Below are 15,457 nucleotides of genomic sequence, written 5' to 3' on the forward strand. Positions count from 1 at the left end.
TTGGCTACTCCTGCGGCCGGCCGGGTTCGAAATATCGTCCGGGGAACTCGATGCCCATGGCGCGCAGATCCTCGAGGAATCGCGGCCGGATGCCGGTCGCCTCGTAGTGGCCGAGGATCTTGCCGTCTGCCTCCATGCCGGTGCGCACGAAGCGGAAGATCTCCTGCATCTGGATGACGTCGCCTTCCATGCCCGTCACCTCGGCGACACTGGTCACCTTGCGCTTGCCGTCGGACAGGCGCGTCAGCTGGACGATGAGGTCGAGCGCGCTGGCGATCTGGCTGCGGATCGACTGCACCGTCATCGGCATGCCGGTCATGCCAAGCATCTGCTCAAGCCGCGAAATGGCGTCGCGCGGCGTGTTGGCATGGATAGTCGCCATCGAGCCTTCGTGGCCGGTATTCATCGCCTGCAGCATGTCGAAGGCTTCCTCGCCGCGGCACTCGCCGAGGATGACGCGGTCGGGACGCATGCGCAGCGCGTTCTTGACCAGGTCGCGCTGCTTCAGCTCGCCATGGCCTTCGATGTTGGCGGGGCGCGTCTCCATGCGCGCGACATGCGGTTGCTGCAGCTGGAGCTCGGCCGCGTCCTCGATGGTGATCAGGCGCTCATCTTCCGGAATGAAGGCCGACAGGGCATTGAGCATGGTCGTCTTGCCGGTGCCGGTGCCGCCCGAAATGATCGTCGTCTTGCGGGCATGCACGGCCGCCGCCAGCACCTCGGCCATGTTCTGTGTGATGGCACCGAATTCGACCAGCTTGTGCAGGCCGAGCTTGTTCTTGGAGAATTTGCGGATCGACACCAGCGGTCCGTCGACCGCCACAGGGCGGATGGCCGCGTTGAAACGCGAGCCGTCCAGCATGCGCGCATCGACCATCGGCTGCGATTCGTCGACGCGGCGCCCGACCGCGGCAACGATCTTGTTGACGATGCGCAAGAGATGCGCCTCGTCCTTGAATGGAATGTGGACCGGCTGCAGCTTGCCCCTCTTTTCGACAAAGCAGTTCAGGTGGCCGTTGATCAGGATGTCGTTGATGTCGGGGTCCTTGAGCAGCGGCTCGAGCGGACCGAGACCGACCATCTCGTCGACGATGTCGTCGACCAGCGCGTCAAGCTCGACGGTGTTGATCGCCATCCGCTCCTGTTTGGTCTTTTCCGACACGAAATCATGCACTTGCCGGCGCATCTCATCCTTGGGCAAACGCTCCAGCGCGACAAGATTGATCTCCTCGAGCAGCAGTCTGTGGATACGCACGCGCGCATCAAGCACCTTGTTGGCATTCTTTGCTGGCGCTGCGTCCGGCTTGGCCGGCAAAGCCTTTCGGTTCGTCGGAATGACGACAGCATGATGGGCGACCGGCATCGGCTCAGTCGCGCGCTGCGGACGCGCGTCGCGGTTCTGCAGGGTGGAAAAGCGGCTGGTCATCCGGCCTTCCTCTTCAACAATCCACGGCCCATGCCAAACAGCGAGCGCGATTTCGCTCGGGTTGGGATCGCCTCCTCCGGCAGGATGATCTTCTTCAAATCGTTGATGACATTGGCGTTCGGATCGATCTCGTGCAACGGCACGCCGCGATCGACCGCCTCGCGCACCAGCCGGTAGTTGTTGGCGATGCCACCGACGAAATGCTCGCCGAGGATTTCCTGGACGTCCGCCTGCTTGATGCCGTTGTCGAACATCTTCTGTTCGAAGCGATTGACGATGACGTTCGGCTTCACTTCCTTGCCGGCGGTCTCGTAGACCGCCTGGATCAGCCGCTGCGTATGGCGCAGGCACGGCACCGTCATCTCGGCGACGATGTAGAGCTTGTTGGAACCGAGCAGCACGGTCTCCGTCCATGGAAACCAGGTGCGCGGCATGTCGATGACGACATTGTCGAAATAGGCCGAGACGAGATCGAGCATGCGCACCACGACATCGGTCTTGAACGAGCGCATTTCCGATGGATGCGTGGGGGCAGCCAGCACGCAGAGCCCGCTCGCATGCTTGGACAGCATCACATCCAGCAGTTGCCGGTCGAGGCGCTCGGGCTGGTTCTCGATCTCGGTGATGTCGAAGCGCGGTTCGAGGTCGAGATATTCGGCACAGGCGCCTTGCTGGAAATTGAGGTCGACCACGCAAGTCGACGCGCCGCGCGTCACCGAATGATGCAGCTGGAAGGCGGTTTGTAGCGCCAGCGTCGTGGTGCCGACGCCGCCTGCTGCCGGCATGAAGGTGTAGATCTGCGACTCGGTGTTTTCCTCGCGCCCGGGGCCCTGCAGCGCACGCACCACGGAGCGCACGAGATCGGCGGTGGTGATCGGCTTGACCAGGAAATCCGCGACCTTGAGCTGCACCAGAATGCGCACCGCGGCCGCGTTGAACTCCTGCGTGACGACGACGACCGGCACCTTATCCTCCAGCCGGCGCATGATGCGCTGCAGCGACTCGACCTCCTCCAGCCTTGCCGCATCCATGTCGACGATGATCGCACCGAAGTCGGCTTCCTGGATCTCGCCGCGCAGCTCGACGACATTCTTCTCCACTGTCGAAAGCTGAATGATCTCGGAGGCCGCGAACGCGGTCCGCGTGTCCTGCACGAAGGTCCTGTCGGTCGATACGAGCAGGATCTTCCTGGTCTTGATGCCGTTTGCCATTCTCTCAGCCTGTCAGGTCGCCCGTTGACCAGTTGCCCGTTGAATCAGTTGCTCGTGGTGGACTGCGACGCTTTCGCACCGGCCGCCTGATCGGGGGGGACCGCCGCCGCGCTGCCTCTCTGGGCGGGCACCAGAAGTCTGGTGTTCTGGACCCCATATTTCCAGGGATCGACCATTTGCATGACGGTGTTGGCGGCCTGCGCCTCACCTGCGCCGGTCGTCGGCCCCTCGCTGCGCGCGTAGTCGTCGCTGGTGCAGCCGGCGGCAAGGCTGGCCAGCAGCAAGGCGATACTCGATCTCAAGACCAGACGCATGGCTTCAGTCCTTCGGCAGGTCGAGGAAATGCCCGACCGTGGTGACGGCGGCCGGCTGAGCAACGCTGCCGTCGGCCATTGCCAGCGCGCGGTTGGCATCGGACGTCTTCACCTCCTCGGTGTTGTTGAGAAAATAGTCGGCGCTGCTGGCCGGCTGCGTGCCGTCGGTCGGCTCGACGAGCTTCTTCGACGGATCGACCGGCTTGACCAGATAGGGGGTGACGATGATGACCAGGTCGGTCTCGCGCCGCTGATAGGATTTCGAGGAGAACAGTGCCCCAAGCACCGGCATCTTGCCGAGACCGGGAATGCGCGAGGTGGTGATGTCGTTTTGCGACTGCAGCAATCCGGCGATCATGAAGCTCTGGCCGTTCTTCAGGTCGACCGACGTCCTGGCACGGCGCACAATGAAGCCGGGAACCGAAATGGTGCCAATATTATAGGAGGCCGAAGCGTCGATCGAGGAGACTTCCGGCGCGATGTCCAGGCTGACCAGCCCGTCCTTCAGGACGGTCGGCGTGAAATCCAGGCTGACGCCGTATTTCTTGTAGCTGACCGAGATCTTGCCGTTGTCCTCGGAGACCGGGATCGGGAATTCGCCGCCGGCGAGGAAGCTCGCCGTCTGGCCGGACCGGGCGATCAGGTTCGGCTCGGCCAGCCGCCGCGCCAGGCCGCGCTCTTCCAGCGCCTTGATGGCGATATCGATCGACACACCATTCGACAAAAGCCGGCCGATAATCTCGCCGGTGCCGGCGGTCGGCACCGAACCCGGATCGATCGTTACATCTCGGCCGCCGATGCCGTAGGCAAAATTGGCGGCGTACTTGGCGCCGAGATCCTGGCCCGCCTGCCGGTTGATTTCGACGAAACGGACGTTGAGCTGGACCTGCTGCGATGACGAGATATTGACGGAGTTGATCACCTCCTCGGTGCCGGAAAAGCGCGTCGCGATCTTGTTTGCCTTTTCGGCGGCGACCGCGTCATCCGCCTCGCCCGACAGCACGACACGGCCATTGGCCGAGCCGACCTTGATCCTGGCATCCGGCACGCTGGCTCGAATGGTGCTGGCCAACTGGTCGGTGTCGAGCGTCACCTCGATGTCGACGGTGCCGACAAGCTGCTTCTTCTCATCGAACAGCGCAATACCGGTGGTGCCGAGATTGTTGCCGAGCACATAGAAGGATTTGTCGGTCAGCGGATTGACGTTGGCGATCTCCGGATCGCCGATGACGATCTGGTAGAAGGCGGCACTGGTCATGATCGTCTTCGGCTTGCCCTTGGCAACCTTGATCGACGCGTTCTTGGTCGACGACACATAAACGATGTCGTTGTCGGCCCTTGCCGAGGCGCCGAAGGCCAGCATCGCGGCGGCAGCCACCGAAGCCGCGACAGCCGCAGTGCGCAAAACGCGCAACCGCCCCATGACCCGATATATGATCAGCCCCAGCATTGTCCCGTCCCTCACCCAGTCCCCACTGGCTTCTATTTCTGGTCCCGCGAAGGAACCTGGTATTCCTCGGCCTTTGTGCCGCGCGTCACGATGACGGTCTTGAACTTCGGTTTTTCCGGCTCTTTCACCACGGCATCGAACAGCGAACCGGCAGCGCCCTGCACATTCGAGGCTACCGATCCACCGAAGGAAGAGATGGTGGTGACGCCATTCTTGCCGTCGCCGCCCTCGCTGGAGGACCGAAGCGACAAGGACAAGGTGCCGACGGTGCGGGCCAGCGCCACCTTCTGCGCGCCGTCGGTCGTCACCTCGATGGTCACGGAATTGGAAATCTGCGGCGTCGTCTGGCGCTCGTCGGCCCCCTGCCCGACGCTCAGCACCTTGGCGTCGGCGGCAACGATCTCGGAGGTGATGGTGGAACCGGCAGCGCCCTGAGCGTTCTTGGCCACTTCCTGGATTTCGCCGGCATCGCGTGTCAGCACGACATCAACCCTGTCGCCCGGCGTGATGAAGCCGCCAACCCCGGCGATCTCATCGGTTCGGATAGTCACCGCCCGCATTCCTGGCGTCATCATGTTGGAAAGCGTGGCGCGGCCATTTGGTCCGGACAGCTTGGTCAGCAGCACCGGTTCGTTGACCTCGATCGGCGACAGCACCACGCGACTGCCATCGGCGAGCAACGCATTGATGGTGGTGAAGGCACCCTGCGGCACGGACTCTTGCGACCACGGGATTTCTCTAAGCTGTGCCCGGTCGAGTTCCATGCCGTAACGCAGCGGCGCATTGGCCACCACAATGGTCTTGAACTCCACCCCGGGCACAACAGGTGCCGGGATCGACGACGTCTTCTCCTCGGAATCGGCCTTGGCCTGGCTCTTGATCCAGAAATCCGCGGCGAAGATCGAGATCGCGCCAAAAACGGCGGCGATGCCGATCATCGATATGGCCTTGCCCCTCACGCCGAAACCCCTGATGCCCGCAGTTTCTTGTTTTGTTGGGCTCAGGGTAGGCGGCATTGTTAAAGAATTAGGAATCTTGTGTGGCGGTATTGGATCTATTTCCGTCTGCTTGGTTATCGAATGGTTTTGGGGTAAGAGGGGCCGGATCCCCGAACGGAACAGGAACCTCGGTCGCTTGGCGCTGAAAAGCGTGGCAGTATCGCGAGGTGATTCGCAGCACCGGACCCTATGGCAGGCATGGACGACAACAACGATCTCTTCGGCAATATGGATAAGCAGCCGCAGCCGGTTCGCACACCGGCACGTCCGGCGGATCCGCTGGTGCAGGCCACGAAGCGTCCTGCCGCGACAAAGGATGGCAGCGAGGGCTATAGCGCCGCCGACATCGAGGTGCTGGAAGGGCTGGAGCCGGTGCGGCGCCGGCCAGGCATGTATATCGGCGGCACCGACGACAAGGCGATGCACCATCTGTTCGCCGAGGTCATCGACAATTCGATGGACGAAGCGGTGGCCGGCCATGCCACCTTCATCGATGTCGAGCTCTCGGCCGACGGCTATCTCACCGTCACCGATAATGGCCGCGGCATCCCGGTCGACCTGCATCCGAAGTTCAAGAAGCCGGCGCTCGAAGTAATCATGACGACTCTGCATTCGGGCGGCAAGTTCGACTCCAAGGTCTACGAGACATCGGGCGGCCTGCATGGCGTCGGCGTGTCCGTGGTCAACGCGCTGTCGGACCATCTCGAGGTCGAGGTCGCGCGCGGCCGCCAACTCTATCGCCAGCGCTTTTCGCGCGGCGTTCCCGTGACCGGCCTGGAGCATTTGGGCGAGGTCCACAACCGGCGCGGCACAAAAACCCGCTTCCACCCCGACGAGCAGATTTTCGGCAAGGGCGCGGCGTTCGAGCCGGCGCGGCTCTACCGCATGACCCGCTCGAAGGCCTATCTGTTCGGCGGCGTCGAAATCCGCTGGACCTGCGACCCGTCGCTGATCAAGGAGAAGGACCAGACGCCGGCCAAGGCGGAATTCCACTTTCCCGGCGGCCTGAAGGACTATCTCAAGGCGTCGCTCGGCGACGAGTTCCAGGTGACGCGCGAAATCTTCGCCGGCAAGAGCGAGAAACAAGGCGGCCATGGAGCGCTCGAATGGGCGGTGACCTGGTTCGGCGGCGACGGCTTCATCAATTCCTACTGCAACACCATTCCGACCGGCGAAGGTGGCACCCACGAGGCCGGCTTCCGCAATGTGCTGACGCGGGGCCTGCGCGCCTATGCCGATCTCGTCGGCAACAAGCGCGCCTCCATCGTCACCTCGGAAGACGTCATGATCTCGGCGGCGGGCATGCTGTCGGTGTTCATCCGCGAGCCGGAATTCGTCGGCCAGACCAAGGACAGGCTGGCGACGATCGAGGCGATCCGCATCGTCGAGACCGCGATCCGCGACCCATTCGACCATTGGCTGGCCGACAATCCGCAGGAAGCGTCGAAGCTGCTCGAATGGGTGATCGCACGCGCCGACGAACGGGTGCGCCGCCGCCAGGAAAAGGAAGTGTCGCGCAAAAGCGCGGTACGCAAGCTGCGGCTGCCCGGCAAGCTCGCCGACTGCACGCAGAATGCCGCGGCCGGTGCGGAACTCTTCATCGTCGAAGGTGACTCGGCGGGTGGCTCGGCCAAGCAGGCCCGCGACCGCGCCAGCCAGGCTGTGTTGCCATTGCGCGGCAAGATCCTCAACGTCGCCAGCGCCGGCAACGACAAGCTCGCCGGCAACCAGCAGATCTCGGACCTGATCCAGGCGCTCGGCTGCGGCACGCGGTCGAAATACCGCGACGAGGATTTGCGCTACGACCGCGTCATCATCATGACCGACGCCGACGTCGACGGCGCCCACATCGCTTCGTTGCTGATCACCTTCTTCTACCAGGAGATGCCGGCGCTGGTGCGTGGCGGCCACCTTTATCTCGCGGTGCCGCCGCTTTACTCGATCCGGCAAGGCGGCAAGGTCGCCTATGCCCGTGACGACGCGCACAAGGACGAGCTTCTGCGTACCGAGTTCACCGGGCGCGGCAAGGTCGAGCTTGGCCGCTTCAAGGGTCTGGGCGAGATGATGGCCGCCCAGCTCAAGGAAACCACCATGGACCCGAGGAAGCGGACGCTGCTTCGGATCGATGTGATCGACGCCGAGGCGGCGACCAAGGACGCCGTCGATGCGTTGATGGGCACCAAGCCGGAAGCTCGCTTCCGCTTCATCCAGGAACGCGCCGAATTCGCCGAGACGGAAGTGCTGGATATCTAGCCGCCAGCCGGTCTATCTCCTTGTTTTGACGCAATTCCCAAGGGAAAGCGCTATGCGCTTTTCCCGGGAAAACCGTTTCACACTTTTCCTGGAATTGCTCTAGCTTGCGCTTCTGATACGGAGACCGGCATGTGATCTCGGCGCGGCTGAAGGGTTATTTCGAGACGAGTTTGGCGGGGTTGACGCAACCAACGCGCTCGGACTGGATTTTTGCCCTGCGCACCGTTTCGGCCGGCCTGATCGCGCTGCTGGCCGCCTACGCGCTGAAGCTCGACCATCCGCAATGGGCCATGATGACGGTGTTTATCGTCGCCCAGCCGGTTGCCGGCATGGTGCTGGCGAAAGGCTTCTACCGGTTGCTCGGCACGCTGGTCGGCGGTGCCGCGGCGATCGGCATCACCACGGTGTTCGGCACCGGCCCGTGGGTGCTGGTGACGGCGCTTGCCATCTGGATCGGCATCTGCACCTTCGTCTCGTCGCTGCTGCGCAATCCCGAAGCCTATGGTGCCGCCCTTGCCGGCTACACCGCGATGATTATCGGCCTGCCCGCCTTCGGACAGCCGCATCTCGTCGTCGACCTCGCGGTCGCGCGCTGTGCCGAGATCGTGCTCGGCATCGTCTGCGCCGGCCTGACAAGCCGGCTGATCCTGCCAAGACTGGCCAGCAACGCCATCGTCTCGCGCCTGAAGCGCTGCATTCTCGATCTTGCGACTTACGCGGCCGGTGCGTTCTCCGGCGGCGACCCGGCAACGCTGTCCGGCCTGCATCGAAAGCTGGTCGCCGATACCCAGACGCTCGGCGAGATGCGCGCCTATGCAAGGCTCGAAGCGCCGAGCTTCGCGCCGCGCGCCCATCCGGTCCGGCTCACCATCGGACAGCTGCTCTCGGCCCTCTCGGCGGCCCGTGCTTTGCATTCGCACGCCGCCCCCAGGAACGCCGCACTCATTCCGGTGCGCTCGGAATTGCAGTCGCTGGTCGGCGAGCTGTCGACAAAGCCCGGCGCGCTGGACGACACCACGCCCTGGGTAGCGCGGCTCGACGCCATCACGGCCAAGGCCCGGCAAATGCCCGATGCCTCGATCGACCAGGGTGACGACAGGGTCGGCACCATCACACGCCTCACCATCGCCGCCGATTTCGCCGAGGCGTTCAAGCAGGTGCTGCGCGGCCTCGACGCCTTGCGCGCGCCTGCGACGCGCCCGATCCGGGGCAGCAGGCAGCCTGCGCTGGTCGTGCATCGCGATTACTCCGGCGCATCGCGCAACGCTATCCGCGCTTCCCTTGCCACCTTGCTAGTCGCGGCCTTCTGGCTGACGACGAAATGGTCGGAAGCGGCCGGCACGGTCATTCTCGTTGCCGTCGTATCGAGCCTGTTTGCTGCCCGCCCCGATCCCGTGCAAGTCGCCTGGGGCTTCTTCAAGGGAACACTGCTCGCTTTGCCCTTTGCCTTTCTTGTCGGTCAGATCGCGTTGCCCGCTTTGCCCGGCTTCGGCTGGTTCATGCTGTTTGTCGTGCCGATCCTGGTGCCCACGGCGCTGGCGATGGCCAATCCACGCTATGTCGGCGTGGCGACGGCCTTCGCTATCAACTTCCTCGCCTTCCTCAGTCCGCATCAGGCGATGACCTATGATCCCGTGCCCTTCTTCGCCGGCTCGGCGTCGATCCTAGTCGGCATTCTGCTGGCGATCGGCGTCTTCATCGTCGTGCTGCCCGCCGATCCGTGGCTTGCGGCCAACCGCATCGTGCGCGCCATGCGCGAGGATTTGGCGCGGCTTTGCCTGCATGAGCGGGTGCCGAGGCGCTCGGCCTTCGAGAGCCTCGCCTATGACCGCATCAATCAACTGATGCCGCTGGTGCAGAACGCCGGCAGCAAGGGCGATGCGGTCCTGGGCGGTGGCGTCGCCGCCGTCACCGTCGGCCTGGAGATCCTGCGGCTGCGCGGAGCAAGCCAAAGCCATGCCATCCCATCCGAGACCGCGCTTTCGATCACGAACTTCCTGCGGGGGCTGGCGCGCGAACTCCTCTTCCGCGCCCCCGGCGATCCGCGGACGTCGACCGTCGCCGTCGCCCGCCAATATGCGGCGAGCATCGCCCAACGAAACGGCGCCGGCGAATTGCTGCAGATAGCGGCATCGTTGCGCATCATCGCCGCGGCGATGGAGGATTTCCCTGATTTCTTCGCGAGCAACAGGCCTTAGCGAATGTCATTGCTGGCTGGATCTGCGCATAGGCGTCCCGTTCTCGGCTGGCTTTGATTCATCGTCAAGATCGACCTTGAAGTGCTCCGCGACCCGCGCGATAAGGCTCGAGATACCGCCTATGGCTTCCTGAAGCTTTGCCTTGTCAGGCGCACGAGGTATCTGGCCTGAAGGCAACGTATATCTGAAAGTGGTCGCATACGCCTCCAGCCAAACGAGTGACTTCAACGCCGTTTTCTCGGCGTGATCGTCCGGAAATCGCCTTACAATCTTGTCCAGCTGATGTGCATCGTGACGTTCGATGTGAATTGCCTCCGAGGTCGCCAGCGCCCGGATTATGCTCGATCGCCTGTTGGCTGAGATAGGCGGCGTTGCGAGACCCTGATGCAGCCAGAGTGCGTGCATCCCTGATACAACCATTCGCCAATCGAAGAGCGCTGGCGATGGTCCACTGGTCAGACATCCAATCGACGCCCGTCCCGAGCAACGTCATACGCGATCGTATTTCGCGAATCCCAACTTGCCGCCAAAGCGCTCGATGTAGTGGACAGGATAGTCGCTGGAATTCCGATTTCGTGCTGGATTTCCCAACCAATGAGCGGGTCCAGGAGTTCCGGCCTAGCATCATCCGGCAACGCAACGAGAATATCCCAGTCGCTATCGGGCCGATTGTCGCCCCGTGCTCGGCTGCCGAACAGCCAGATAGAATCGGGGTTCAGGCGAACCCGGATTTTATCGATCAGCGGCTTGATCTCGGTCGGTACCGCGAGACGCTTTGAGGATGGATGGCGCATGCTCAAAACATAATACCAATTCTTTACTTCGACAACGCAATGGCATCGAAACCGTCCAGCCGTCAAATGGATCCAAAGCTAGGCGGCGGCGATCGCCAGCGCGTGGCCTCGCGCGTTCTCGCGCAGCGCATCGAGATGGATCGACTTGACCAGCGCGGCCAGATCGCCTTCCGCCGACTGTCCACCCACCTCCTTCAGCATCAGCCAGCTGACCTCCTGCACACCGGCGACGCGCTTGCCGTTGGCGACCTCGCGCCAGATCTTCAGTGCGCGCAGGATGATGGCGTGCGTTGCGGCGGCGAGGCCGGCGCTGCGGAACAGCGCCTGCAAGGCGACATCGTGCCCGCCAGCAAGCAGCGCCCTCACCCTTTGTTCGGACTGCTGGCTGAGCGCGACCAGCGCCGAGCCGAAGAAATCGACCTTGCCATGCGCGATGGTGCGGATGAGGAAGCTGGCGGTGAGATCGCCACGCAGCCTGAGATGCTCGATCAGTGCGGCATGTTCTTCCTGGCGCGTGCCCTCGATCAGCGTCACCGAAGCCTTGACGCAAGCGTCGCGCATGACGCGATCGGCGCGCGCCGCGCCCATCATTGCCATGACCAGCGGCGATGTTTTCAGCATCTCGCCGAGCTTGACGAGCAGCATATGCCGGCAGTCGGCAGGCAGCCGGGCGTCCGAGATCAGCGCCTCACGAACCAGAGGCAGATGGCCGTGGCGTTCGGCCATGCGGCGAAAGCTGAGCGAGGCGATGTCGGCGCCGCTGTTGGCAAGCAACACGGCGCAGGCTTCCGCCTCGCCGATCTCGGCGATGGCCGCCGACAGCGCCATCGAGACGACCGGCCGGTCGGCGATCAGTTTCTGCGTCGCCTTCGGACTTGAGGCCACGCGGTTGATCAGGTCGGCGTCGGTGAGCAGCGGCGAGCGCGCCAGCACTACCCCGGCGACTTCCGGCTGGTCGGACGCCAGCACGCTGATGATCTGCAATGGCGCGTAGTGGCTCATGGACAGCGCCTCGGCCATCGCCAGACGCACCTTCGACGAGGCATCGTCGAGCAGCAGGGTCAGCGCCGCTTCGGCGGCGCAACGATCCTCGAAAGGCAGGTCGGAATTGACATAGGCTCGGGCCAACGCGCTGGCGGCGGCGGCGCGTTCCGACACCCTGGCCGTGTAGATCCATTTCAGGAAATGCGAAACAACAACCATGCCCGTCTGCTTAAGCCCCTTGCCAGAAGGTTTCTGGCCCCGGTCAGGACGGTAGGCAGAAATGGTTTACGAACGGTTCACCATGTTCATTAACTGGCTTGCGAGCACCGAATGCAGCGCTTATCAACCCCATGGCAGCAGAGGAGCAGGATATGGCCGGGCTTTATCTCCAGGAGTTCGTTGTCGGCCAGGTCTTCCAGCACACGCTGCGCAAGACCGTTACCGAAAGCGACAACATGCTGTTTTCGGTGATGACGCTGAACCCGCAGCCGCTGCACATCGATTTCGATTTTGCCGCCAGGAGCGAATGGGGCAAGCCGTTGGTCAACTCGTTGTTCACACTCGGCCTGATGATCGGCATCTCGGTCAATGACATTACCGTCGGCACCACGGTGGCCAATCTCGGAATGAAGGAAACCGTGTTTCCGCATCCGGTCTTCCATGGCGACACCATCCGGGTCGAAACCACCGTCATTTCAGTGCGCGAATCCAGGTCGAAACCCGATCGCGGCATCGTCGAATTCGAGCATCGCGCCTACAACCAGCATGGCGATCTCGTCGCCAAATGCACGAGGCAAGCGATGATGCTGAAGAAGGCGGCCTGAAGCATGCGTTCGCTGCTGTTCGTCCCCGGCGATTCCGAGAGGAAGCTGGAAAAGGGTTTTGGTGCCGGCGCCGATGTCGTCATCGTCGATCTTGAGGATTCCGTGGCGCCGCACAACAAGGCGCTGGCGCGCGAGGTGGCGGCGCGCTTCCTCGCCAAGCGCAGGGCGCAAACCAGTTCGGCCATCTATGTCAGGGTCAACGATCTGTCGACCGGGCTGACCGATGACGATCTAGCCGCTCTGGTGCCGGCAAGACTCGACGGTATCATGCTGCCCAAGTCGAACAGCGGCCAGGATGTGCAGCATCTCTCGGCAAAACTCAGGGTGCACGAGGCCGAAAACGGTCTCGCCGACGGCGTGATCAAGATCCTGCCGATCATCACCGAAACCCCGGCGGGCGTGCTGGCGGCGGCGACCTATGCCGGGACAAGCGCGCGGCTTGCCGGTCTCACCTGGGGCGCCGAGGACCTGTCGGCGGCGATCGGCGCGCGCACGGCCCGCGACGAGCGCGGCCGCTACACCGACGTGTTCCGCCACGTTCGCATCATGACCATACTCGCCGCCGGTGCGGCGGAGGTCGCGGCGATCGACACCGTCTTTCCGAATTTTCGCGACATGGCGGCCTTCGAAGCGGAATGCACTGAAGCCGAGCGCGATGGCTTCACCGGCAAGATGGCGATCCACCCCGATCAGGTGCCGATCATCAACGCCGCCTTCACGCCGTCGGTCGAGGCGGTGAGACAATCGGCGGCAATCGTCGCGGCGTTCAAGGCGGCGGGAAATCCCGGCGTCGTCGGCATCGACGGCAAGATGTACGACCGCCCGCATCTGCGACTGGCCGAACGGCTGCTGGCGCGGGCCAGGGCGGCCGGCGTTTCCGCTTAGAGCAATCTCCAGGAAACGTGTGAAACGGTTTTCTGTCCGAAACTGCGTCAAAAAGGGAATTAGAGCGGTTCGGCGTTTTCGTGAAACGGTGAACCGCTCTGGTCTCAGTCCCGCGCCAGCACGATGATCCGGTCTTCCCGCAGATAGGCCAGCGTTTCCGACTTCAGCGGGTTGACGGTGACGCCGCCCAGCGCCCGCTGGTCGGCCTCTCCGGCGCGAATGCGCCGGTAACCTAAGGCGATTTCGCCCCGCAACCGCGCCGATTCCGCGATCGTCCAGAAGGTCAACGGCCGATCGATGGCGACATAGTCGGCGACCGGACGCATGTAGATTTCGGAGCCCTTCTCGTCGAGCAGGTCATCGAAGATCGCGGCAAGGTGCTGGTTCTCGGACGCCTGCGCCAGCATCAGGCTGACCAGCCTGTTGCTGACGACGAAATCATCGGCCTTGGTCACTGCCGCAAGCTCTCGGTTGCGCACATCGATCATCTCGCTGACGATGCTGATGTGCATGCCGGCATCATCCGCGATCTTGCGCAGATGCAGCAGCGTTACCAGCGTGCGCGTATCGGCGGGCTGCGCTGCCATGGTTTCGCTATAGCCGAGGACCAGCACGTGGTCGTAGGAAGGCACGTCCAGACTTGCCAGCGCGGTGCTGCTCGACGTGTCCGTGACGCGGCAGTAAACCGACAGATTGTCGCCGGCGACGGGCAGGCCGGCAACTTCCTGCTCGAGGCCGGGCGTATCGGCCGCGATGGTCAGGATCGAACCAGGCGCGACGTAGCGCGACAGTTCGTAGGTTATGATCGGACCGCGCCGGTTCCAGCCGAGGACAAGCGTGCGCTCCGGCTTCGTCTCGACGGGCCGCGGCTCGAGGATCGCCGCCGCGTCGATCTTGATCCCAGCGCTCCGCAGCTTTATCGCCGCATCGTCCTCGGCGATGATGATGGCGCGCATGTCCTTGCCGATCACCAGGTCCGATGGCGGATTGAGATTGACGCGCCCCTTTTGGTCGCAAAGCCCGATCAGCGCGCAGTGTTCATACGCCATCACGGCCTCGCCGAACGTCCTGCCGGTGAGGTCCGGCTGCTCGGTCGTGTAGATTTCGCAGCCGTCGAAATCGAGCAGCTCCGAATAGACGCCGCTGAGGCCCGACTGCCGGCTCGAATGCACGACGATGCGCGAGATCAGCTGATCGGCCAGCACGAGCTGCACCTCGGCTCCGCCGACGACGCGCGCGACCTCGGCGTTCTTGCCATCGCGGATCTCGGCGGCGATGTTGTAGGGGGCGGTGCGCCGGTTCGGGTCGTTGACCAGCGCCAGCACCGTCTTGATGACCTGCGAATCCGGATCGTCACCGTCCGGCGACAGCACGATGACCGACCGCGAGGTCTGCGGATTGACGATGGCCAGGTCGTAGAGATCGGTCGGGTCGCCGCTGCGGCAGATGATGCGCGTGTTGCCTAGTTTGCCGACCTTGGCCGCGATCTCGTCCTCCATCTCGACCTTGTCCATATTGGCCATGACGACGATGCGCGGACGGCGGCGGCTGCCATTGGCGATGACGAGTTCGGAGATGACGTCGAAGATCGACGGCGACCAGTTGAGGATGATGGTGTGATCGGTCTCCAGCACCCGCGAGCGGCCTTTGCGCAATTCATCGAGCTTGCTGTCGACGCCGGCGCTCAGCACGCCGATGAGGGCCGACACGACGAAGATGCCGGCAAGCGTGACAAACAGCATAACGAGACGAAAGGCCCAGCCAGCGTCGCCGCCCATCGTACCGGAATCGAGCGTGCGCATCAGTGATTCCCAGAACGCTTCGACAAAGTTCAGCGGCTCGCCGCCTTCAGGCGCGATGCGGGTCACCGCAAGGAAACCCGCGGCGGCGATGATGATCAGCAGGGAAACCACGGCAAGCCAGCCAATCAGCGCGATCGGGCCGGCGGCCATGCTCTTGTCAAACCCGTAGCGCAGCCGGGTTCCCAGCGAGTCTCGTTTCTTCATGTAGCCGATGCCCCGCAATATCCCCAAGGTCGATGCGCCAATGCCAGCGCATCGCCGAAGCCGCTCTCTTAGCCTGTGTTCAAATAAAGGGGAATCGCATTCGCGTGCTCACGG

12 protein-coding genes are annotated in these 15,457 nt (G+C 63.3%); 4 read left to right on the forward strand and 8 right to left on the reverse strand.

What is annotated here, in order from left to right; all coding sequences use genetic code 11:
* Positions 1–4: 4 nt before the first annotated feature.
* Genes NKH02_RS14655 through cpaB form a run of 5 tightly spaced genes read right to left on the reverse strand, consistent with a single transcriptional unit; the run spans position 5 to position 5,360 of the window.
* Complete coding sequence (locus NKH02_RS14655) at positions 5–1,426, reverse strand: TadA family conjugal transfer-associated ATPase (protein WP_352872178.1); 1,422 nt, start codon at positions 1,424–1,426, stop codon at positions 5–7.
* The gene (locus NKH02_RS14660) at positions 1,423–2,637 is read right to left on the reverse strand and encodes a CpaE/TadZ family protein (RefSeq protein WP_352879617.1); all 1,215 of its coding nucleotides are present in this window, start codon (positions 2,635–2,637) and stop codon (positions 1,423–1,425) included. Before NKH02_RS14660 ends, NKH02_RS14655 begins: the two co-directional genes overlap by 4 nt.
* Positions 2,638–2,681: 44 nt before the next feature.
* Positions 2,682–2,951 carry a hypothetical protein gene (locus tag NKH02_RS14665; protein WP_352872176.1) on the reverse strand — a complete coding sequence of 90 codons (270 nt, stop codon included), beginning with the start codon at positions 2,949–2,951 and terminating at the stop codon, positions 2,682–2,684.
* A 4-nt stretch (positions 2,952–2,955) separates the two neighbouring features.
* Positions 2,956–4,401, reverse strand: a complete 1,446-nt coding sequence (locus tag NKH02_RS14670) for a type II and III secretion system protein family protein (RefSeq protein WP_352879619.1) — start codon at positions 4,399–4,401, stop codon at positions 2,956–2,958.
* A gap of 32 nt (positions 4,402–4,433) precedes the next feature.
* A complete protein-coding gene (gene cpaB / locus NKH02_RS14675; RefSeq protein WP_352879621.1) occupies positions 4,434–5,360 on the reverse strand; it encodes a Flp pilus assembly protein CpaB in 927 nt (308 codons plus the stop codon).
* Positions 5,361–5,597: 237 nt separating this feature from the next.
* On the opposite strand from cpaB, the gene parE reads away from it, so the two are divergent.
* Positions 5,598–7,652, forward strand: coding sequence for a DNA topoisomerase IV subunit B (gene parE / locus NKH02_RS14680; protein ID WP_352879623.1), 2,055 nt, complete (start codon positions 5,598–5,600; stop codon positions 7,650–7,652).
* A gap of 131 nt (positions 7,653–7,783) precedes the next feature.
* A complete protein-coding gene (locus NKH02_RS14685; RefSeq protein ID WP_352879625.1) occupies positions 7,784–9,850 on the forward strand; it encodes an FUSC family protein in 2,067 nt (688 codons plus the stop codon).
* 455 nt (positions 9,851–10,305) lie between these two features.
* Here NKH02_RS14685 and NKH02_RS14690 read toward each other — a convergent pair whose 3' ends face one another.
* Positions 10,306–10,644: a nucleotidyltransferase domain-containing protein gene (locus NKH02_RS14690; RefSeq protein ID WP_352872168.1), complete on the reverse strand. Its 339-nt coding sequence runs from the start codon at positions 10,642–10,644 to the stop codon at positions 10,306–10,308.
* 78 nt (positions 10,645–10,722) lie between these two features.
* A complete protein-coding gene (locus NKH02_RS14695; RefSeq protein ID WP_352879627.1) occupies positions 10,723–11,847 on the reverse strand; it encodes a DUF2336 domain-containing protein in 1,125 nt (374 codons plus the stop codon).
* Positions 11,848–11,999: 152 nt separating this feature from the next.
* Here NKH02_RS14695 and NKH02_RS14700 point away from each other — a divergent pair, with 152 nt between their 5' ends.
* Entirely contained in the window at positions 12,000–12,452 is a 453-nt protein-coding gene (locus NKH02_RS14700) for a MaoC family dehydratase (RefSeq protein WP_352879628.1), read from the forward strand.
* A 3-nt stretch (positions 12,453–12,455) separates the two neighbouring features.
* On the forward strand, positions 12,456–13,337 hold the full coding sequence (locus tag NKH02_RS14705) for an HpcH/HpaI aldolase/citrate lyase family protein (RefSeq protein WP_352879630.1): 882 nt from the start codon (positions 12,456–12,458) through the stop codon (positions 13,335–13,337).
* Positions 13,338–13,441: 104 nt separating this feature from the next.
* Here the strand turns inward: NKH02_RS14705 and NKH02_RS14710 are convergent, their stop codons facing one another.
* Positions 13,442–15,343 carry a CASTOR/POLLUX-related putative ion channel gene (locus tag NKH02_RS14710; RefSeq protein ID WP_352879631.1) on the reverse strand — a complete coding sequence of 634 codons (1,902 nt, stop codon included), beginning with the start codon at positions 15,341–15,343 and terminating at the stop codon, positions 13,442–13,444.
* Positions 15,344–15,457 lie beyond the last annotated feature (114 nt).

The organism is Mesorhizobium sp. M1396 (genome assembly GCF_040317725.1).
Lineage (GTDB): Bacteria > Pseudomonadota > Alphaproteobacteria > Rhizobiales > Rhizobiaceae > Mesorhizobium.

Excerpts from the sequence above, each read along its gene's own strand:
- parE (WP_352879623.1), top strand. The coding sequence starts at position 5,598 with ATGGACGACAACAACGATCTCTTCGGCAATATGGATAAGCAGCCGCAG.
- NKH02_RS14670 (WP_352879619.1), bottom strand. The coding sequence starts at position 4,401 with ATGCTGGGGCTGATCATATATCGGGTCATGGGGCGGTTGCGCGTTTTG.
- NKH02_RS14700 (WP_352879628.1), top strand. The coding sequence starts at position 12,000 with ATGGCCGGGCTTTATCTCCAGGAGTTCGTTGTCGGCCAGGTCTTCCAG.
- NKH02_RS14710 (WP_352879631.1), bottom strand. The coding sequence starts at position 15,343 with ATGAAGAAACGAGACTCGCTGGGAACCCGGCTGCGCTACGGGTTTGAC.
- NKH02_RS14690 (WP_352872168.1), bottom strand. The coding sequence starts at position 10,644 with ATGCGCCATCCATCCTCAAAGCGTCTCGCGGTACCGACCGAGATCAAG.
- NKH02_RS14665 (WP_352872176.1), bottom strand. The coding sequence starts at position 2,951 with ATGCGTCTGGTCTTGAGATCGAGTATCGCCTTGCTGCTGGCCAGCCTT.
- NKH02_RS14705 (WP_352879630.1), top strand. The coding sequence starts at position 12,456 with ATGCGTTCGCTGCTGTTCGTCCCCGGCGATTCCGAGAGGAAGCTGGAA.
- NKH02_RS14695 (WP_352879627.1), bottom strand. The coding sequence starts at position 11,847 with ATGGTTGTTGTTTCGCATTTCCTGAAATGGATCTACACGGCCAGGGTG.
- NKH02_RS14660 (WP_352879617.1), bottom strand. The coding sequence starts at position 2,637 with ATGGCAAACGGCATCAAGACCAGGAAGATCCTGCTCGTATCGACCGAC.
- NKH02_RS14655 (WP_352872178.1), bottom strand. The coding sequence starts at position 1,426 with ATGACCAGCCGCTTTTCCACCCTGCAGAACCGCGACGCGCGTCCGCAG.